At 34.6% G+C, this 22,312-nt stretch carries 15 protein-coding genes and 1 other RNA gene; 10 read left to right on the top strand and 6 right to left on the bottom strand.

The genetic code is table 11. The features are described from left to right. Positions 1-89: 89 nt before the first annotated feature. Positions 90-896: a DUF3822 family protein gene (locus EKM05_RS03195; RefSeq protein ID WP_126553438.1), complete on the top strand. Its 807-nt coding sequence runs from the start codon at positions 90-92 to the stop codon at positions 894-896. Next, positions 893-1,486 carry an RsmD family RNA methyltransferase gene (locus EKM05_RS03200; protein WP_126553440.1) on the top strand — a complete coding sequence of 198 codons (594 nt, stop codon included), beginning with the start codon at positions 893-895 and terminating at the stop codon, positions 1,484-1,486. The genes EKM05_RS03195 and EKM05_RS03200 overlap by 4 nt, the downstream gene beginning before the upstream one ends. A gap of 14 nt (positions 1,487-1,500) precedes the next feature. Here the strand turns inward: EKM05_RS03200 and EKM05_RS03205 are convergent, their stop codons facing one another. Both EKM05_RS03205 and rnpB read right to left on the bottom strand, forming a co-directional pair. Beyond that, complete coding sequence (locus tag EKM05_RS03205) at positions 1,501-2,418, bottom strand: ketopantoate reductase family protein (protein WP_126553442.1); 918 nt, start codon at positions 2,416-2,418, stop codon at positions 1,501-1,503. 124 nt (positions 2,419-2,542) lie between these two features. Further along, an RNA gene (rnpB, locus tag EKM05_RS03210) (RNase P RNA component class A) lies at positions 2,543-2,874 on the bottom strand. A gap of 121 nt (positions 2,875-2,995) precedes the next feature. Between rnpB and EKM05_RS03215 the strand changes: the two genes are divergently transcribed. The 3 genes from EKM05_RS03215 (at position 2,996) to EKM05_RS03225 (ending at position 5,220) form a co-directional block, all read left to right on the top strand. Beyond that, positions 2,996-3,304, top strand: coding sequence for a hypothetical protein (locus EKM05_RS03215; protein ID WP_126459229.1), 309 nt, complete (start codon positions 2,996-2,998; stop codon positions 3,302-3,304). Between the two features lie 168 nt (positions 3,305-3,472). Then, positions 3,473-4,558, top strand: a complete 1,086-nt coding sequence (gene dnaX, locus EKM05_RS03220; protein ID WP_126514976.1) for a DNA polymerase III subunit gamma/tau — start codon at positions 3,473-3,475, stop codon at positions 4,556-4,558. Positions 4,559-4,845: 287 nt separating this feature from the next. Next, positions 4,846-5,220 carry a DNA polymerase III gene (locus EKM05_RS03225; protein WP_231507343.1) on the top strand — a complete coding sequence of 125 codons (375 nt, stop codon included), beginning with the start codon at positions 4,846-4,848 and terminating at the stop codon, positions 5,218-5,220. Between the two features lie 23 nt (positions 5,221-5,243). Here EKM05_RS03225 and EKM05_RS03230 read toward each other — a convergent pair whose 3' ends face one another. The 3 genes from EKM05_RS03230 to EKM05_RS03240 form a co-directional block, all read right to left on the bottom strand. Beyond that, the gene (locus EKM05_RS03230; RefSeq protein WP_126553444.1) at positions 5,244-6,134 is read right to left on the bottom strand and encodes a Ppx/GppA phosphatase family protein; all 891 of its coding nucleotides are present in this window, start codon (positions 6,132-6,134) and stop codon (positions 5,244-5,246) included. 81 nt (positions 6,135-6,215) lie between these two features. Beyond that, on the bottom strand, positions 6,216-8,291 hold the full coding sequence (gene ppk1, locus EKM05_RS03235) for a polyphosphate kinase 1 (RefSeq protein ID WP_126459224.1): 2,076 nt from the start codon (positions 8,289-8,291) through the stop codon (positions 6,216-6,218). Then, positions 8,288-8,773 (bottom strand): histidine phosphatase family protein, encoded by a 486-nt coding sequence (locus EKM05_RS03240; RefSeq protein ID WP_126459221.1) that lies wholly within the window; start codon positions 8,771-8,773, stop codon positions 8,288-8,290. Before EKM05_RS03240 ends, ppk1 begins: the two co-directional genes overlap by 4 nt. 727 nt (positions 8,774-9,500) lie before the next feature. Here EKM05_RS03240 and EKM05_RS03245 point away from each other — a divergent pair. From EKM05_RS03245 to EKM05_RS03260, 4 genes are all read left to right on the top strand, one after another. Then, on the top strand, positions 9,501-9,866 hold the full coding sequence (locus EKM05_RS03245; protein WP_126459218.1) for a hypothetical protein: 366 nt from the start codon (positions 9,501-9,503) through the stop codon (positions 9,864-9,866). Positions 9,867-9,961: 95 nt separating this feature from the next. Then, positions 9,962-17,260 (top strand): gliding motility-associated C-terminal domain-containing protein, encoded by a 7,299-nt coding sequence (locus tag EKM05_RS03250; protein WP_126553446.1) that lies wholly within the window; start codon positions 9,962-9,964, stop codon positions 17,258-17,260. A 156-nt stretch (positions 17,261-17,416) separates the two neighbouring features. Beyond that, positions 17,417-18,334 (top strand): type IX secretion system membrane protein PorP/SprF, encoded by a 918-nt coding sequence (locus tag EKM05_RS03255; RefSeq protein ID WP_126553448.1) that lies wholly within the window; start codon positions 17,417-17,419, stop codon positions 18,332-18,334. Between the two features lie 10 nt (positions 18,335-18,344). Beyond that, positions 18,345-20,285: an OmpA family protein gene (locus tag EKM05_RS03260; RefSeq protein WP_126553450.1), complete on the top strand. Its 1,941-nt coding sequence runs from the start codon at positions 18,345-18,347 to the stop codon at positions 20,283-20,285. Positions 20,286-20,367: 82 nt separating this feature from the next. Here the strand turns inward: EKM05_RS03260 and EKM05_RS03265 are convergent, their stop codons facing one another. Next, entirely contained in the window at positions 20,368-21,036 is a 669-nt protein-coding gene (locus tag EKM05_RS03265; RefSeq protein ID WP_126553452.1) for a DUF4294 domain-containing protein, read from the bottom strand. A gap of 83 nt (positions 21,037-21,119) precedes the next feature. Here EKM05_RS03265 and EKM05_RS03270 point away from each other — a divergent pair, with 83 nt between their 5' ends. Beyond that, positions 21,120-22,208 carry a M42 family metallopeptidase gene (locus EKM05_RS03270; protein ID WP_126459203.1) on the top strand — a complete coding sequence of 363 codons (1,089 nt, stop codon included), beginning with the start codon at positions 21,120-21,122 and terminating at the stop codon, positions 22,206-22,208. The last annotated feature ends 104 nt before the right edge of the window (positions 22,209-22,312 follow it).

Raw genomic sequence — 22,312 nt, forward strand, 5'->3', positions numbered from 1 at the left:
TATTGATTTTGGCCATTGACATTGCAATTGATATTGTTATTGATTTTAAAATTTGTAAGTTTGCGTTGTTTAGAAAAAGCAATCTTATTATGAACATAGTCGAAAAAAATTATAAAAAACTTTCCATTCAAGTTTCATTGAAGGGACTTTCTTTTTGTACATTTGATATGCTGAACAACACTGTTATTTCATTCAATGAGATACATTTTGATCCATTTGACACCACTACCAAAATTGAAGATTTGTTTGCCAATGCCTTTCAGAATTATCCAGAATTAAAGGATACCTATGACGCCGTTCTGGTGATCCACAACAACAATCTTTCTACGTTTGTACCTACAGCACTTTTTGACGAAAACTTTCTAGGAAGTTACTTACAATACAATACAAAGGTTTTTGAAACTGATTTTTTTGCGTTTGATGAAATACCAAATAATCAAATGAATGCCGTCTATATTCCGTACGTGAATATCAATAATTTTTTTATTGATCAGTTTGGCTCTTTTGATTATAAACACGCCAATAGTATTTTAGTTTCGAAACTTTTGGTTGCCTCCAAAAACATTGACCAAAAAAAGATGTTTATTCATTTCAATTCAGGTCATTTTGAAATCATTGTGGTTCAAAACCAAAAATTATTGCTTTTCAATTCTTTTGAATACAGCACACCTGAAGATTTTATGTATTACATCTTATTTACAGCCGAACAATTGAATTTAAATCCAGAGAACTTTCATCTGGAAATGATAGGGAAAATTGAAACCGAGAGTGCTTTTTTCAAAATAGCTTACCAATACATTCGCAATGTTTCCCTAATTGATGTGGAAGATTTGCGATGGAACAATTATTTTTCTGAGGCCGAAAACAGAAATCATTTTATACTTTTCAACTCATGAGAATCATTTCAGGAAAATACAAAGGAAGACGCATTTTTCCGCCAAAAGGACTCCCAGTACGTCCCACTACCGATATGTCTAAAGAAGCATTATTCAATGTTTTGAACAACCATTTCAGTTTTGAAGGACTAAAAATATTAGATTTATTCTCCGGAACCGGGAATATCAGTTTCGAGTTTGCCTCTCGTGGCAGCACCCCAATTACCTCTGTCGATGCGGATTTTGGTTGTGTAAAATTCATCAAACAAGTGGCAACCGAATATGATTTTAATATAGCTGCTACAAAAAGTGATGTTTTTACCTATTTAGAACGGTGTAAAACTTCGTACGATATCATTTTTGCAGATCCACCTTATGCATTAGACCAGAATACTTTTGAAAAAATTGTTTCATTGATTTTTGAAAAAGAACTGCTCAATGAAGAGGGAATGATGGTAATTGAACATTCTAAATATACCAAACTGGATCACATGATTCACTTTTCATTTAAAAAAAGTTATGGTGGTTCCATTTTTAGTTTCTTCGAAATTGGCTCTGGCGAGGAAGATTCTGAAAATGAATCAGACCAAATCGATAGTGACGAAGAATAATTCCGGAAACAATTTTAAGACAATTGCTCCAATATTTGCTTATATATTGGAGTATCAACCCCGAATTTCAAACCTTCATTAACTACATATTCTGTCAAGGAACCCACTTCCGTTTTATTCCCTGCTAATAGATCTCTATGCATGGATGATGTATTGTCTTGTGGGGACTTCTCTAATTTAGCAATAGTTTGAGTAACAATGTCAATTGGCATCGCTAACCCTTTTGCTAAAGCAACAGCAGAAATCTCGTTTAATAATGAGCTATAAACTGCCTTATTTTCAGGATTATTTAAAATTCCTCCAATGTTTTGGTTCAAACATGAAGTTGCTGAAGCCAGAGCTGAAATAAAAATAAACTTTTCCCAAATCGTTTCTTCTATATTTTCAACAAGATAACTTTCGATATTTGCTTTTTCGAAGATAGATTGTAATTCTATTAACTTAGAAACCGGAGCATTTTTTGAACCAAAGAATAATTTTTCATAAGCACCAATTTTTTTGATCGCACCGGGAGCAACAATCATCGAAACAATATACACACAACCCTGTAATACATTATTTTCAGGAAATAGTATTTGTATGCGTGCCGTGGCATCAACGCCATTATATAAAGGAAGAATTATCGTATCTGGAGTGATACAGTTTTTTATAGATTCAAAACTTTTTTCGATATCATAGGTTTTAGTGGCGCAAATAAGGTAATCCAGCTCCCCAATTTCTTCTGGATCGTTAGAAACTAAACTAGGAAAAACAATGGTTTCACTCTCCTCTAAAATAATTTTCAAACCTTTTTGGGCTATTGCTTTTTGGGTTTCGCCACGAGCAATAAAGACAATTTCGATTGCATCCGACTCAGAATAAGCTTTGGCTAATAATCCTCCGAAATAACCGCCTACTCCACCTAATCCTAAAATTCCAATTCGTGTTATCATAAGCACTATTTAAAAAAGTAAACCATTAAGGAATTTAGAAAATTAAGCCGTGGAACTTAATGAAACTAATATCTTAATGGTTTCCTTTTAGATTTTACAATCCTAAATTTTATTAAATCTTTAAAAAAAATGCAGACCTATAAGCCGGATTCTGTCTCCGAATCCCGATAGCTATCGGGTCGGAGCCTTATCATTTATCTAGATCCCGCATTACTGCGGGACTCAAGCTATCTACCCTTCAACAACGGACGAGAAGCCCTTAAATGCTGATATACTTGATATTTCACCGCATAGAGTTTACCTGGTTTCACTACAGCATTACCTGTACATACTTTCTGTTGCACTTGTCCTAATCCAATTACTTGAACCGACGGGTGTTACCCGCTATGCTTCCCTTTGGTGTCCGGACTTTCCTCTCTTTTGATTGCTCAAAACAGCGATAAGGCGGTCTGCGGTGCAAAATTACAATATTTTTTCATGTATCGTCATTTTAGATTATTTACTTTAACATCCTTTTCGCAATGACTTAATAATAAATTAGTTACCTTTATAAATAATAATAAATCTTTCATTAATCATGAAACCAATGTACCATTATACCACCGTAATAGAAGCCTTAGAAGATCTAAAAGAAAAAGGTTTTACCTATGATTTTAATATTCATCAAGATGATATTAAATCTAATCCACATAAATTTGAAGTAAATCACGTCTACCGCTACGAAGGGGATACTGATCCTGACGAAGAATCAGTAGTATATGGAATCAGCTCTGATTCTGGTAAAAAAGGGGTTTTTGTAGCTGGTTTTTCGGCAAATTCAAATAATGACGCCGCAGTTGTTTTAGAAAAATTATGCATCGAAACCGGTGGACAATCCAAACTTTAGGTAACACATAATACCGTTAAAAAAAAACACTTAAAAATCTGATTTTCTCTTCTATCTGGGCTAGAGAATTTGGGAAATAAAAACCATTTGAAAAATTATAAAATCTTTCAATACTTAAATTTTTCCATCTTTAAATTAAAACCTATATTTGCTTTCGAATAAAATTCTATGGAACAATTTGTAGTATCGGCCCGTAAATATCGTCCTCAAACATTTAAAGATGTTGTAGGACAAAAAGCCATTACCAATACTTTATTGAATGCCATAGAAAGCAATCACTTGGCTTCTGCCCTATTATTCACAGGGCCTCGCGGCGTTGGCAAAACGACATGCGCGCGTATTTTGGCTCGAAAAATAAATCAGCCCGGATACGATGATCCAAATGAAGATTTCGCTTTTAATGTTTTTGAATTGGATGCCGCATCAAACAACTCTGTTGATGACATCAGGAATTTGATTGACCAAGTTCGGATCCCGCCACAAACGGGACAATACAAAGTGTATATTATTGATGAGGTTCACATGTTGTCTTCCGCAGCTTTTAATGCTTTCTTGAAAACATTGGAAGAACCGCCAAAACACGCCATCTTTATTTTGGCAACGACCGAAAAACATAAAATTATTCCAACGATACTTTCTCGTTGTCAGATATTTGATTTCAAAAGAATTACCGTAAAGGATGCCAAAGAACATCTTGCTGAAGTGGCTGCCAGTCAAGGCGTAAATTTTGAAGATGACGCTTTGCATATCATTGCTCAAAAAGCTGATGGTGCCATGCGAGATGCGTTGTCTATTTTTGACCGAGTAGTTTCTTTTTGTGGAAAAGAGTTGACACGTCAGGCCGTTACGGAAAACTTGAATGTGTTGGATTACGAAACCTATATTAATGTAACAGATTTGATTTTGGAAAACAAAATTCCGGAATTATTAATCGCTTTCAACGAAATTCTTGCCAAAGGATTTGATGCACACCATTTTGTATCCGGATTAGCCTCTCATTTTAGAGATTTACTGGTTTCTAAAACACCTGCAACTTTATCTTTATTAGAAGTTGGAGAACAAGCACAACAAATGTATGGCGTGCAAGCGCAAAATTGCAGTCAAGATTTTCTCTTGAAAGGAATCGAAATAGCAAATGATTGTGATTTAAAGTACAAACTGAGTCAAAATCAACGACTTCTTGTTGAGCTTTGCCTTATGCAACTGGCCTCTATCACTTTTGATGGAGAAAAAAAAAAGTTGACCAATTTATAATTCCACCTACTTATTACAGGAAGAATGATTACGCTATAGTAGAAATTCAAAAAAACAATGGCAATGTCAAAAATCAAGTTCCAGTTTCCAAATCCGAAACTGTTTCCCAGAACTCAGCCGAAGAGTTTAAACCTGAAGTTGTTCAACCTGAAACCCAAAGCCCAAAACCCATAACCCATAACCCATCAGGAAACGAGCCTAAGATTTCAGCTTTTTCGTTATCCAGTATTCGGGCAAAAAAAGCTTTAGAAGAAAGCAATAAAGGAATAATAAAAGAAGTTCTTAATTTGCCTACAGAAACTTTTAGCGAGACTGAAATGTTGCTGTATTGGAATAAATATGCACAACGCTTAGGAGAGAAAGGGTTTCGAATTATGGAATCACTCCTGCTCATTAATGATCCGGTATTAAGTGGGACTGCCATCACAATTGAGTTGCCCAATGAAGGATCAAAACTTGATTTTGAAAAAGAATTAAATGGGCTTTTGGGATATTTAAAAGGGCATTTACACAATCACGACATTACAATTGAAGTGATTGTAAATGAAAGTATTCAAAGCAGAAAAAATTTTAATGACCAAGACCGTTACAACAGACTTCATGAAATAAATCCAAATATTGATCTGTTACGAACAACATTTGGATTAGATTTAGATGCATAATACACATAATTTAGATTGGAAACTTAAATTTTATTGTAGTACATGGCTTTTACAATACCATCTGAAAGTCCAATTTTAGGAACATAAATATTTCTGGCACCACTCCATTTCATAGCATTCAGATAGATTCTGGTTGCAGGAATAATTACATCGGCACGATCCGGATTTAATCCCAGCTCAGATATTCTTTGCTCGTAACTAAGGGAATTCAGGAAAGCGTATTGTGAATTCATATAAATATACGACAAGGGCTTTTCTTGTATTTTTCCGGACATTTTAAAAAGCTTATTAATATTTCCGCCAGAACCTATTAAGGTAACTTCATCGTATTCCTGCGTATTTGTTTTAATCCATTTTTCTATTTCATCCCAGACTACATCGCAAACCATGTCATTTAATAAACGTACGGTTCCGGCTTTGAAGGATCTTGAATTTTTCATTTTTCCATTCGAAAACAATGTAAACTCCGTACTTCCGCCACCAACATCTACAAAAAGATAGGTTTGATCCGTCTTTAATAAATGATGTAAATCAGTAGAAGCAATTATGGCTGCTTCTTTTTTACCATCAATAATTTCAATTTTTATATCGGCTTTTTTCTTTATTATTGCCACAACTTCTTTACCGTTATAGGCTTCGCGCATGGCTGAAGTAGCAAAAGCCTTATAGGATTCTACTTTGTGAACTTTCATCAAAAGATTAAAAGCTTTCATGGCATCACACATTCTTTCAATATTTTCTTCTGAAATTTCACCAACGGTAAAAGCATCTTGCCCAAGACGAATAGGAACACGAACCAAGGAACTTTTGTTAAACTGTGGCTCTTTGCCTTCTTGTTCTACTATATTTGTAATTAGCAAGCGCATGGCATTAGATCCAATATCGATTGCTGCATATTTTTTTATTTTAATCATTTTGCTTGGATTCGTTATTCCTTATAAAAAATCATTATTCAATTTAATGTATCAAACAAATGATTACCGGGATGATACTACTTACTTTTTGGATGCTAGTTCTAACTTATTTTGGTAATATTTATAGGTCTCTAGTTGTGCCCTAAAAACAGGATTATGATTTCGTCCTCTGTATTTATTATCTAATTTATAGGAATGAAAACGAGCTTTTACGTTGCCTTTCCATCCGATATCAAAATTATCGATTAATTCATTTTTTATTTCCTGATCATAAATAGGACAGGTTACTTCGACACGGTCATCTAAGTTTCTAGTCATGAAATCTGCGGATGAAATATAAACTTCGGTTTGTCCGGCATTTCCAAAAATATAAACTCTGGAATGTTCTAAATAATTATCCACAATGCTTATGGCCTCTATGTTATTGCTCATTCCAGCAATACCGGGTATTAAGGAACAAATTCCTCTCACTTCAAGTTGAATTTTCACTCCTGCCCTGCTGGCTTCATATAACTTATCTATCATTGCAAAATCAGACAAACTATTCATTTTTAGTTTCATATGTGTTTTCCTTCCGGCTAATGCATGTGTAATTTCACGGTCTATTAATTTTACAAATCGAGTTCTTGTATAGTGAGGCGAAACAATCAGATGTTTGTAACGATTCACCCTGTAGTTAATGTCAAAAAACTCAAAGATCTTCATGATATCTTTCAAAATTTGTTGGTGACTCGTAAAAAGAGTCACATCAGTATAGACTTTGGCGGTAGATTCGTTGAAATTTCCTGTTGAAATAAAACCATATCGTTTTATCTTATCATTTTCATTTCTTTCGATGACACATATTTTACTGTGGACTTTTAGCCCTTTTATTCCAAAAATAAGTTCAATACCTTCTAATTGCATTTGTTCAGCATAGGAAATATTTGAAGCTTCATCGAAACGAGCTTGTAATTCGATTTGAACCGTTACTTTTTTTCCATTTTTAGCAGCATTAATCAAAGAGCTAATAATTTGAGAATTTTTAGCTAAACGATACAATGTGATTTTAATGGAAGTCACTTTTGGGTCTAATGCTGCTTCACGCAAAAATCGTGTGAGATAGGAGAAAGACTGATAAGGAGCATTTAATAAATAATCTCTTTGGCTAATTTTTTCTAAGATACTTCCTTCGAGACTTAGCCCAGGAATGGGTAAAGGATCATTCGTTTTGTACAATAAATCAAATCGCCCAAGATTAGGAAAATTCATATAATCCCTTCTGTTATGATATCTCCCTCCTGGAATAATACTATCTGTTGATTCAATTTTCATTTCATCAAGAAAAAACTGTAAGGTATCTTTTTCAATCAATTGGTCGTAAATAAAGCGAACTGGTTCTCCAATTCTTCGGTCTTTTACACTCAAGGATATCTTTTCGATCATGCTTTTACTTAAGTCACTATCGATATCCAATTGCGCATCTCTGGTAATTTTGATCATGTGTGCCGAAACACTTTTATAATCAAAAATATTAAAGATGCTGCTTAAATTATGTCTAATCACGTCATCAATAAGAATTACATATTGTTTTTCATTATCAGAGGGCAAAACCACAAAACGGTTAATTGTTTTAGGAATTTCGATAACGGCATAGCGAATCTCTGAGGTGTGATTCATTACCAACTTCACTGCCAGGTATCCGGATGTATCTTTTAGCAATGGAAATTCTGCTAAATCATTTAATATAATAGTGACTAATTCAGGACTTAATTTTTGGATAAAAAAGTCCTTCAAAAAAATTTCTTGTTGTGTGGAGATATCATTTTCCGTAATGATAAATATATTTTTTTTCTCGAGTTCCGATTCAATTACACTCAAAATTCGCAAACTTTCGGATTGCTGCTGGATAACAATTTCAGTGATATCTTTGACTAATTGTTGTGCTGAAATACCCCCAAGATATTTTTCTCCGGTTATCCCTGTTAAACTTAATCGTCTGATGGCGGCAAAACGAACTCTAAAAAACTCATCTAAATTATTGGAAAAAATACCTAAAAACCGCAATCTGTCTAGTAACGGAACTGAATTATCTCCAGCTTCCTGAAGCACTCTGGCATTGAATGCCAACCAACTTTTTTCTCTATCAATATATTTATGTGCTACTACTTTATTCATCTTAAATCTTTGGGGAATATAATTTTTTTTATTTTACCTTTTTTTATTTTTTTCCAATTTTCAGTATCAAATTCTAAGGATACAAATCCGGTTGTAGGAATGTTTTCAACGAAAACATCCCCAAATTTATTCACGAAATTTGTAACTGCCCCGTTATGTCCAAAAAGAATAATATTTTCAAAACTGTTACTGCAGGATTTAATAGCTTTCTCAAGCTTTTTTTCATCAAAGGTATAAAGGTCGTCTTTGTAAATGATACAGTCAATAGGATATGCTAAATTTTGAGCAAAAATTAACGCAGTGTCTGTTGCTCTTTTGGCTGTACTCGTCCAGATTAGATATGTTTTGGGTATAAAATGACTAATATCCGAAGAAACAAGATGCGCATCTTGTATGCCTCTCTTTGTTAAAGCACGATCCTTATCGTGTAACGATACCTCCCAACTTGATTTTGCATGACGTACTATAATTAAATTTTTCATAATGTAAAATAATTTTGGGGTCTCTAAACATAAGAAATTAAATAATCAGATACAATTTACAAAAACTAAGTTTATTATTTATTTTTTTTTATTAAAAACTATGTTATTAGTATCAAAAAGAATCATTACAAGGTGCTTTTTAGTTGGTGAAAATGTTTTTAGTAAACAGTCTAAAAAATAAGTCACCTTAAATCAGTCTATTAGTAAATAGATGGTTAAATTATAAACAAAAATTACAAAACCTCTTTTTATGGCAAATAATTATATCCCTATATTATAAAAAATTAACTTTCTTTTCCGTTTTTTATCTTTTTTTTTTAAAATTTTACCTTTCATCGACTTTTTAAGTAGTTTATAGAAAAAAGAAACAAACCTGCTGTATTACCTATAATTTAGCTCTTTTAAACATTGCCCTGTTTAAAAAAACCTGAATATAATCACTCATACCTACATGAAAAAAAATACTTTACCCCAAAAAATATCTTCTCAGATTTATCAAATTTTTTTGAAAAGTCCTTCACTCTAAATATATCATTCATCTTCATTAATGAATAGTCAGACTGACTTTGTAAATACTATTCAGTGTATTAACAGAACAAAGGACTAGAAAAATTTCATTTAAATACAATACAAATAATTGCCAGCAAAACATCATTCAAAAACAGAATGTATGTTATTTAAAAGTTCTGAAGGATAAAACAAAAATTAGGAATTTAAAAAACAAAAAATGAAAATAATTTTACTTTATACAATTACTATCGTGTTCATTTCATCAAATTTAAGCTCGAACAAATGTTCAGATTGGATTTCTTTTGGTCAAAGCAAAACGGAATCCTTACTATTTCTTAGAACTTGTGAAAATGAAAATGGCGATTCTGGATATTTTGAAATTAAGAATGAAAATGAAAAAGATGTAAAACTTACTTATGTCATTACTTTCAAAAATGGGGATCTTTTTACGGCTAACATTATGATACCTCTAGATGACAAAACAGCACAAATAGTTTGTTGGAATTGTTTAGAGTCTAAAGATAGTGGAATTGCTTCCTGGAAATTTGAAAACATTGTTTTTGAAGACCAAGCCGGCTACTAATATCATTTTGTTTTTCAACATTATTATGCTTTAAGACTTGAATTTGATTTTTAAAATTCAAAATAATACTCCTCAATTAATTAAAATTTGATTGTATGAAAACTAAAATTACTCTTTTTTTATTGGCTTTCTTTATGTCTGAAAGTCCTATACATTCTCAAACTAATCCCAACAAAACATTCGATGCAGGCTCTTATATTATTGATATGGGGCAAAACACTACAGTTGCCAAAGGTTTAAAGCCTTATGGCTTAGTTTACACTTTGATTCGCGATAAAAATGTACCAGTATACTGGTCAATAAACTCCTCAAAAGTTAAAGATGGTGCTGATTTTTCAATTGGATCTAAAGCCTATAAAGGGGGAACTTTTATAATTGCTGCTGAGGATGCCGCTATTTTAGGAACCCTTATTGCCACTTGGAGATCAAATGGGGTTGTTATTGATGGCCCGATTGCAGCACCCTTCACTGCACCCATATTTAATAAACTTACCAGCTGGCCAAGGGCACTACTAGATACCGAAAATGGTAGCCTAATAACTCCATATTATCTTAATGCCGGAATTCCATCAAGTTCTTATGTAACACAAAGTAACCCAACTCAACTTACAAATTGTGGTGATATTTACGTACTGCCACATGCTGATCCACAGAATTGGTCTTCGGCGTATGTTATCGCACTAAGAAATTATATGCATAATGGCGGCTATCTTTGGGTAGGCTGTCATGCAGTAAGCGCATTAGACATAGTGAGTGCGGGGAATACAACTCCATTTAATTTTCTTACGGAAAAAGGTCTAGAGCCATGGGGAAATCACAATAAGCCAATCGTTGTTGGAACTTATAATCCATCCGCTAATGCTGATCCGGTGATGCAGTTTATTGGGAAAATGGATGCTTCACTACAAAATGGATCAGAACGAATCTATCTTCCAAAAGCAGAATCTTTATGGAGAAGTACTACTAAAGTAGCCATTTATCAAAACAATTATACGGACTCTGGTAGAAATTACACTTTCCCTGAAAATCCGGCTGCTCTTCTAGCTTATGGACCAACTTATGGTGATGCTACCAAGGGTATGGTAATGTATCAAGCGGCTCATGAATATAACAGTGGAACTACTGAATCTATGATTGCGGCTCAAAGATCATTTTTTAACTTTGTACTATTGGCTGGAATTAAACAACAAATTAATGTAAACCTTAACAGCTCTTTTCCAACTGCATTAACTCCTAGTCAAACGTATCCATTAATAGCAACTGTGACTGGAAATAAGGGGGCGGTTACCTATGAATGGTCCGCTATTGGTGGTGGGACTTTTTCAAGCACTTCAACAAACCCAACAACCTACATCGCTCCTTCTGTAATTGGGAACGTAGCACTCCAACTAAAAGTTACAGATGCCTGTGGCAGATCTAATTTTGTTTCCGCTTTTATGAATGGTGGTTCAATAGTAAGTTGTGCAGCAGAAGCTATTCTACCTTCAACTCCTACTTTTAAAAACAATTGCGGTAATGATATCATATTTACAGGTCTAACTATTAAAGAGCCTAATTCATCTTCAATTTGTAATACTACAAAAACTTACACGTGGTCTTATGTAGATTATACAACATGTAATCCAAGTGAAACTCCATATACCCGCAACTGGTCTTATACATATACAATAAAAGATTTAGTAGCCCCAATAATAAGTGCTGCCGGTCAAAATATTACAATTAATTCTCCGACAACACCTGTTTTTAGTCCGCCAACTGCAACTGATACTTGTGGAATAACCACAGTTAATATACTTTCTACCACTCAAACACCTGGCAGTCGACCTGGATTATACAGTACAACCAGAACTTGGGATGCATCCGACAACTGTGGGAATCGCAGTGATTCAGTAAGCCAGACTATAACAACAAATATTGTCTCAGCTCAATGTAATTCAGATACTCCACTTCCTTTTATTGATAGCACTTACGGTAACCTATTAGCAACAGCAAGTATCAACGGTGTGTGTGTGCTTTGTGCGGTTCCTAATGCTTCTAGGTTAATAGATACAGACTTGAATAATTTTGCAACTGCATTTGTAACTATTGGTGCAGCAGGTTCAGCAAATTATAGAGTGACAGACACAGATACGGATTATTCTGCTGGTACTTATGTAGGGTACAGGATTGATACTGGTAATTTATTGAACTTAAATTTACTGGGCTCAATTACAATTAGAACATATCTGAACGGTACATTAAAAGAAACAGCTTCGGGTTCTTCTCTTTTGGGTGTAGGATTACTTAACAGTTCAGGAAATAATTATGTAGTAGGTTTTAATACAACTCAAGATTTTGATGCGATTGAAATTTCTGTAGAAGGTTTGGCTAGTTTGTTAAATACTATTGATGTTTATTACCCGGTAATCCAAAACTATTGTACAGGTCCGGCTTTAAGTTGTAATACCGCATCGGCAATGAATCTTCCAGCTTATCCAGTAAGTTTAGAACCGTCACATACTGGCATTTCAGGCATAAGTTTAGGTACTATTTACGATGCTTCGAATGTCATTAGCGCTAATACAAATGATTATGCTACAATAACTTTAACAGCTGGTGTCGCTGCTTCGGGAAGTATTGCTGTAAAAGATCAACTAACGGATTATCCCGCGGGTACTTATGCTGGCTTTGAAATAGAAAACTCTAATTTACTGAATGTTTCAGCCTTAGGGAATATTTCAATAATTACATACCTTAATGGAGTTCAGCAAGAATCTTTTTTGGGTAATAATTTGGTAGTCAAAGGCTCTTTATTAAACAATCCTGGTCGGTATAAAGTGGGTTTTGTTTCAACAAAATCATTTGATGAAGTTCAGCTTTCCATTAACCAGACATTGTCTCTGAATTTAGGTTCAATAAGAGTTTATAGTGCTGTTTTTGAAAATTTCTGTACTGGGCCTGATTTGGTTTGTAATACACAAACAGCGATGTTAGCTCCTACTTATCCAGTTTATATTAATGGTATAAATACAGGTATTGATGGTTTAGTTTGTGCACTTTGTTCAATAAACAATGCAGACAATTTGATAGATCAGAATACTTCAAATTTTGCTCAAATAAATTTAACGATAAGTGTTGGAAACAGCGGTAGTATTTCTGTAAAAGATCCTGTAAAAGATTATCCTATAGGTTCTTTTGTAGGTTTTACAATAGAGAATCCTTCATTGTTGAATGTAAATGCACTCGACGCAGTCACTATAAGAACGTATCTTAATGGAGTTCTTCAGGAAACTAAAGTTGGAAATGCTGCTTTAGTTACGGTAGGAACCAATCTTTTGGTGGGAAGTAGTTTACAGACAATTGGTTTTGTTACAACTAAATCTTTTGATGAAGCTCGTATTACTATTACTAATACAGCAACAGTGAGTCTGGGAGTTGTGAATGTTTACAGTGCTATTTTCCAAAAATTGTGTCCGGTAATCTTAGAATGCAATAAAACATACGCATTGACTAATCCAATTTTTCCTGTAATCATTGATAGTGGAAAAACCGGTGTTGATGGATTGGCTTGTGTGGCCTGCGCAGTTAACAATACAAATAATGTATTAACAGCAAACACTACTGATTTTGCTTCGGTTTTAGTTACCGCAGGAGTAATTGCTCCAGCTTCTATAGCTGTTTTAGATCAGTTGTCTACTTATCCTGCGGGTAGTTATGCAGGATTTACAATAAAAGATTTGAATAGTTTGATCCAGTTAGATTTGTTCAATTCGTTAACTATTTCTACTTATTTAGACGGTGTATTTAAAGAGTCTAAAAGTGCATCACTATTGTTAAATCTATCTTTGACGATACCTCCGTATGACTCTGGTCCTGGAATCTATAATGTGGGTTTTCAGAGTACTCAATCTTTTGACGAAATCAGAATTAGTGTAGGGTCACTTGCGAGTGTAATAAATGATATTAATGTATACGGAGCATTTATCAACACAGCAAGTACTAGTGGCGGAACTTTGCAATGCGCTGCTATTGTCGCTAATGATGATGCTGGAACGTCTGTAAATGGTGCCAACGGAGGAACAGCTTTCTCCAATGTTTTAATAAATGATACCTTAAATGGAGTCGCTGTTTTGGCTTCGCAAGTTGTCTTGACTACGGTTTCATCTTCGAATGCTGGAATAACGCTTTCTGGTACTGATGTGATTGTGGCTCCGGGTACGCCTGCGGGAAGTTACACTTTGGTATACCAAATCTGTGAAATTATAAATCCAAACAATTGTGATACTGCCACCGTTAGCGTTACCGTTACTGCGCCTGCTATTGTCGCTAATGATGATGCAGGAACTGCTGTAAATGGTACCAACGGTGGAACAGCTTTCTCCAATGTTTTAATAAATGATACCTTAAATGGAGTCGCTGTTTTGGCTTCGCAAGTTGTCTTAACAACCGTTTCGGCTTCGAATGCTGGAATAACGCTTTCTGGTACTAATGTGATTGTGGCTCCAGGTACACCTGCGGGAAGTTACACTTTGGTATACCAAATCTGTGAAATTATAAATCCAAACAATTGTGATACTGCCACCGTTAGCGTTACCGTTACTGCGCCTGCTATTGTCGCTAATGATGATGCAGGAACTGCTGTAAATGGTACCAACGGTGGAACAGCTTTCTCCAATGTTTTAATAAATGATACCTTAAATGGAGTCGCTGTTTTGGCTTCGCAAGTAGTCTTAACAACTGTTTCGGCTTCGAATGCTGGAATAACGCTTTCTGGTACTAATGTGATTGTGGTTCCGGGTACACCTGCGGGAAGTTACACTTTGGTATACCAAATCTGTGAAATTATAAATCCAAACAATTGTGATACTGCCACCGTTAGCGTTACCGTTACTGCGCCTGCTATTGTCGCTAATGATGATGCTGGAACGCCTGTAAATGGAGCCAACGGAGGAACAGCTTTCTCCAATGTTTTAATAAATGATACCTTAAATGGAGTCGCTGTTTTGGCTTCGCAAGTAGTCTTAACAACCGTTTCGGCTTCGAATGCTGGAATAACACTTTCTGGTACTAATGTGATTGTGGCTCCGGGTACGCCTGCGGGAAGTTACACTTTGGTATACCAAATCTGTGAAATTATAAATCCAAACAATTGTGATACTGCCACGGTTACTGTTACCGTTACTGCGCCTGCTATTGTCGCTAATGATGATGCCGGAACTGCTGTAAATGGTGCCAACGGAGGAACAGCTTTCTCCAATGTTTTAATAAATGATACCTTAAATGGAGTCGCTGTTTTGGCTTCGCAAGTGAATACGACTTTTGTGTCGGCTTCGAATGCTGGAATAACGCTTTCTGGTACTGATGTGCTTGTGGCTGCCGGTACGCCTGCGGGAAGTTACACTTTGGTATACCAAATCTGTGAAATTATAAATCCAAACAATTGTGATACTGCCACCGTTAGCGTTACCGTTACTGCGCCTGCTATTGTCGCTAATGATGATGCTGGAACGTCTGTAAATGGTGCCAACGGAGGAACAGCTTTCTCCAATGTTTTAATAAATGATACCTTAAATGGAGTCGCTGTTTTGGCTTCGCAAGTTGTCTTAACAACCGTTTCGGCTTCGAATGCTGGAATAACGCTTTCTGGTACTGATGTGATTGTGGCTCCGGGTACGCCTGCTGGTAACTATACATTGGTGTACCAAATCTGTGAAATTATAAATCCAACCAATTGTGATACTGCTACCGTTACTGTTACCGTTACTGCGCCTGCTATCGTCGCTAATAATGATGCCGGAACTCCTGTAAACGGTGCCAACGGCGGAACAGCTTTCACTAATGTATTGGTTAACGATACTTTGAACGGGGTCCCTGTTTTGGCTTCGCAAGTGGTCTTGACTACGGTTTCATCTTCGAATGCTGGTGTGACTTTATCCGGTACTGATGTGGTAGTGGCTGCGGGTACGCCTGCCGGTTCTTACACTTTGGTTTACCAAATCTGTGAAATACTAAATCCAACCAATTGTGATACAGCTACCGTTACCGTTAGCGTTACCGCTCCTGCTATCGTCGCTAATGATGATGTTTTTTCAATCGAAAATTGTACTTCAGTAGGATTGTTAGGAAGTGTTTTAATAAATGATTCAATAAACGGAAACCCGGTAGTGGCTTCAGCGGTAAACATCTCTTTAGTTTCTGGACTAAATTCAAACATTCAATTGGATAACCTTGGAAACATCAATATATTAAACGGAACAATTCCTGGAACGTACGTTTTAACGTATCAAATATGCGAAAAATCAAACACTGAAAACTGTGATACTGCTGTAATAACAATAATCATTAAAGATAGTACTGCGCCTGTCTTTGCATCATTACCAGTGCCATCAACGATACCATGTAGTACTACTCCTGATTTTGCACAAGCAACAGCTACTGATACCTGTAGTTCTGTTACACTAACATTTGTTGACGCAACGGTTCAAGGAAGTTGTATTGGTTCTTATACGATAACAAGAACATGGACCGCTACTGATTTAGCAGGAAATGCAACTACTGCTTCTCAAAGGATCAGTGTACAAGATACTAACGGCCCAACCACAACAACTGAGTTTGCATCTAATATTAATGTAAATTGTGATGCTATTCCTTTGAAACCGGAACTTATATTTACAGATAATTGTTCAACTGTTTCCCCCGCACTATTTACTGAAAAAATTACTAACAGCTCTCTTAACTCCTACTCAATTGTCAGAGAGTGGTCTGTTTCTGATTCTTGCGGGAATGTTTCTAAATTTACTCAAATTGTGAATGTAACAGCATCAAATAACTCCACACCAATTGTAAGCTCTGCGTGTAATGGTGACTCTTCAACAATCAATATCTTTAATTTGTTACCCGAGGGAACTCCAATAAACGGAACTTGGACAGATGTTGATAATACTGGCGCATTGCAAGGAAATATCTTATCGCCTTTTGGTTTGACTTTAGGAAACAAAGTTTTTGAATATCGAATTAATGACGAAACGTGTCCAAAAAGCATCCAGTTAACAGTGAATATTAACGATGATTGTATCGTTTTAGGATGTGGAAACATAAAAGTCCATAATGCTTTTTCGCCAAACGGAGATGGAATAAACGAAGTATTTGTAATCGATAATATTGAAAGTACAACTTGCTACCCAGAGAATACGGTAGAAATATATAACCGTTGGGGTGTATTAGTTTTTGAAACAAAAAACTATAATAATCAAACTAATAATTTTGAAGGTATATCTCGTGGAAGAACAACTATTAGTCAATCTTCTGGATTACCTACCGGTACTTATTTTTACATCTTAAATTACAGTGCTATTAATGGGAATGGCAAAGTGGAAATCAAAAAATTAGACGGGTATTTATACCTTAGTAAATAATCTTGAATTAATTTAAAAATCGGAGGATTCTTTTTTGTCTTTCGGTTTTAAAAATGAATTAGCACTATTCTTTAACAAAAATAGAATTGACATTATCCTAAATACCCTTTTGAACCTTTTTTAAATAATTAGTTCAAACAAAATAAAAAAGCAACTATGAAAACAAAAATATTTTTAATCCTATTGATGTTTACAGCATTTACAAGTTATGCACAACAAGATGCTCAATTTACACAATATATGTACAACACAATCAATATCAATCCGGCCTATGCAGGATCTAGAGGAGCATTAAGTATTTTTGCTATGCACCGCACGCAGTGGGTGGGTTTAGATGGTGCTCCTGTAACAAATGTAGCTTCGATTAATACACCGCTAAATAATAACAATCTAGGTTTAGGAATTTCTTTTATCAATGATAAAATTGGTCCCACCAATGAAAATACTATTTCTGCCGATTTTTCATATACCATACAAACCTCAGAAACATTTAAACTTTCTTTTGGCATAAAAGGTACCGCAAATTTATTCAATTTGGATATATCTAAATTAAATCCTGTAGATGCTTATCCTGTAGACCAAAGTATACAAAATATTGATAATAAGTTTTCTCCAAATATTGGTACAGGTGTTTATTTACATTCGGATAAAGCGTATGTAGGTTTTTCTATTCCTAACTTTATTGAATCAGACCGCTATGATAATAATGAAGTTGCCATATTCAAAGAAAAAATAAATTATTATTTAATTGCAGGATATATATTTGATTTAAATAGAACCATAAAATTTAAACCCGCGGTTCTGTCAAAATTTATTGAAGGTGCTCCTCTTCAAGTCGATATTTCAGGAAACTTTATGTTTAACGAGAAATTTGTCGTTGGTATTGCCTACAGATGGAGTGCTGCACTTAGTGCTATGGTTGGTTTCCAAATTTCTGACGGGATGTATATAGGATATGGGTATGACAGGGAAACCACTCGATTAAACAACTATAATTCTGGCTCGCATGAATTTTTCTTGCGCTATGAAATCTTTAAAAATAATGGTAAAATTATAACTCCAAGATTCTTCTAAAAAAATTAGTATGAAAAATAATATACTCCTTTATACAATTGTAATAACTGCTTTATCTATTCATGGATACTCACAAAAAGGGGAAGTTACTGTAGCCGACAAAAAATATGACAACTATGCCTACATTGATGCCATAAAAACCTACGAAAAAGTAGCCAAAAAAAAATACAAATCGGCTGATATGTTTAAGAAATTAGGAAATTCTTATTACTTTAATGCAGAGTTAGAAAAAGCAGCCAGATGGTATGGAGAGTTATTTGCAATGAATACTATCGATTTAGAACCTGAATATTATTTTCGTTATGCACAGTGCTTGAGATCCATTGGTCAAAATCACAAAGCCAATGATCTATTAGAACTATTCAATCAAAAATCTGGAAACGATAGCCGCGGCAAGATTTTTATGAAAAATGTAAATTATCTTGACGCAATCAAAGCAAATTCCGGAAGATATAAAATCGAGGATGCTGGAATAAATTCTATATATTCCGATTACGGTACTGCATTTCATGCAAATGAAATCGTATTTGCATCGGCAAGGGACACCGGAAGTGTAGGCCAAAGAAAACATAAATGGACAAATCAATATTTTACCAATTTATATACTGCCAATTTAGGGGAAAATAGGAATCCGGGAAACCCTCTCCAGTTCGATGCCCATATAAATTCTAAATTTAACGAGTCTACTCCTGCTTTCACAAAAGATGGAAAAACCATGTACTTCACCCGTAACAACTATCTTGATGGAAAAAAAGGAAAAGATGCTAATAAAATTACTTTAATAAAAATATATAAAGCCACTTTAGAAAATGACAAATGGTCTAATATAACCGAACTTCCTTTTAATAATGATAATTACAGTACGGCTCATCCTACACTAAGTCCAGATGAGAAAACATTATATTTTGTCTCGGATATGCCCGGAACTATAGGTCAATCTGATTTATTTAAAGTAATAATACACAATGACAAAAGCTTTGGCACTCCAGAGAATTTAGGTGCTGTGATAAATACTGAAGGTAGAGAAACATTTCCGTTTGTAAATGATGAGAACGAAATATATTTTGCATCAGACGGCCATCCTGGCTTAGGAGGTTTAGATGTTTTTGTTGCCGCTATAAATCCCAATGGAACTTTTGGTGAGGTACAAAATGTGGGGGCAGATATTAATTCTCCAAAAGATGATTTTGCCTACTTAATTGATACAAAATCAAGAAAAGGTTTTTTTTCTTCCAATAGAGATGGTGGTTTAGGATATGATGATATTTATAAATTTTCAGAACTGAAAAAAATTATTTGCCAACAGTTATTATATGGTGAGATCACTGATATTGCTACAAAAGAATTCCTTCCGAACACTAAAATTACTCTATTTGACAATCATTTTAACATTGTAAATACAACCCTTTCAGATGATAAAGCTAATTATTTTTTTCCTGTTGAATGTGGTAAAACATATTACGTAAGGGCTCAAAAACCTGAATATACTGCAAAAGAACAAAAGATTACAATAGCTGATGAAAATGGAAAGACATACGTACCAATCGCATTAGAAGATGCAAAGTGCAAAGTAACCATAGGGGATGATTTAGGTAAATGTTTTAATATAAAAATGATTTATTTTGATCTGGATAAATCAAATATCAGGCAAGAGGCAGCTTTTGATTTAGAAAAAATATTAGATGTTTTAAATCAAAACCCAACGATGAAGCTTGATATTCGTTCTCATACAGATAGCAGACAAACGTTCAAATACAATGAAGCGTTATCTGACAGAAGAGCTAAATCTACTATTAACTGGCTGATAAAAAATGGAGTACATACAAGCAGATTAATTGGAAAAGGATATGGTGAAACCCAACTGGTAAACAAATGTGTAGACGATCTAGAGTGCACTGAGGAGGAGCATCAACTTAACAGAAGAAGTGAATTTATTATTACTGATTTATAAAAAAAATTATCAAAGTAGCTCCTACACTGCTAACTATGCTGCAACATTATCTTTATAGAAATAGGAACACAAAATGATGGTATTATTTAATTGCCTTGCTAACCCAAGCATCGTTCAAGCTGTCATAATTAATAGGCTGTGCCGGAGTTTGATTTTGTAATCTTCCTGAATCAAATCCTCGTACTAGTATAGTTTCTATTAAATAATCCTCGTTGACATAGTAGGGTTCGTATTTTGTTTTTAGATTAATGTCAAACATGCTTGCTGCAGTATTGGACCAAAAAGCTTTCCAGCCACTTTTAAGGTTTTTTACTAACTCATAAGTGGTAGTGCCTGTTTGACGGTGAATTAACTTTACCAATATTTGACCTTGTTTACGAGATAGCTTTTTAAGTTTAGCTTCGAACTCCTCACTCAAATAACTTTCTACTATCTTAAAGTATTTTTTTTTCTCCTTATTTGTTTTAAGGTTTGCCATTCCTTTATTAAGAATCGTCAATCGCTCCGAAGCTAGTTTTGCATAAGGATACGTTTTATAAACCCGACTTTGAAGTAATAAAAATTGCTTTCTTGCTTCGGGATCTGTTTTTCCTTTGTATATTATTATTTCTGGTAATTGAATGGTGTCATTAAGAATCAATTCGTCATCTTCTAACTCATTCCCTATTTTTGTAGTATCCTGCGGCATTACCTGTGCATTAACAGACAAAGTTATCAATAGAAAAAACAACAAAAATTTAATTAGCTTCATATTAGGAAAGTTTAATTGCCAAAATTATACATTATATACGCAACTGTAATGCCAAATTTATAATTTAGCAAAAAAATAATTTTATGAGCACAAAATCAATATTAAACAAGTCGTCACTTGAGTTTTTAGAAAACTATCTTAATAATGCCTCGCCTACCGGTTATGAAAGTGGTGGACAAAAATTATGGATGGATTATTTAAAACCTTACGTTGATACTTTTATAACAGATACTTACGGCACAGCGGTAGGAATTATAAATCCGGATGCACCTTATAAAGTAGTAATTGAAGGTCATGCAGATGAAATTTCATGGTACGTAAATTACATTACAGACGATGGATTAATCTACGTGATCAGAAATGGTGGTTCCGATCACCAAATAGCACCTTCAAAGCGCGTCAATATTCATACTAAAACAGGAATTGTAAAAGGTGTTTTTGGCTGGCCTGCTATTCATACACGAATGAGAGACAAAGAAGAAGTAGCTAAAGTTAACAATCTATTTATTGACATTGGTTGTGAAACCAAAGAACAGGTTGATAAAATGGGCGTTCATGTAGGTTGTGTGATTACCTATCCTGATGAATTCATGATTTTGAACGAAAATAAATTTGTTTGTCGCGCGATTGATAATCGTATGGGTGGGTTTATGATTGCCGAAGTGGCTCGTTTGCTACACGAAAACAAAATAAAACTTCCTTTTGGATTGTATATTACGAATTCAGTTCAGGAAGAAGTAGGGCTTCGCGGTGCCGAAATGATTACCAAAACCATCAAACCGAATGTAGCGATCGTAACCGATGTTTGTCATGACTCTACTACTCCAATGATTGAAAAGAAAATTGAAGGAGATACAAAAATTGGTAAAGGTCCTGTAGTTACTTACGCTCCTGCTGTTCAGAATAATTTGAGAGAATTAATTTTAGAAACCGCCATGGCAAACGAAATTCCGTTCCAAAGATTAGCTTCATCTCGTGTTACGGGTACTGATACCGATGCTTTTGCGTATAGTAATGGCGGCGTAGCTTCTGCATTAATATCGTTGCCGTTGCGATATATGCACACCACGGTTGAAATGGTGCATCGTGACGATGTTGAAAATGTAATTAAATTAATTTATGAAACCTTATTGAAGTTAGAAAACGAAGAAACATTCTCTTATTTCAAATAGTTTTAGGAGCTAATCCCGCTATCCGTTTTAAATGAAATTCACTGAACTCAAATAAAAATAAAAGTATAGTGAAGTAATCTTTTCCTTTTTAAAGTAAAAAGGAA

This window comes from Flavobacterium sp. GSP27 (assembly GCF_003970395.1).
In the GTDB taxonomy this organism is placed as follows: domain Bacteria; phylum Bacteroidota; class Bacteroidia; order Flavobacteriales; family Flavobacteriaceae; genus Flavobacterium.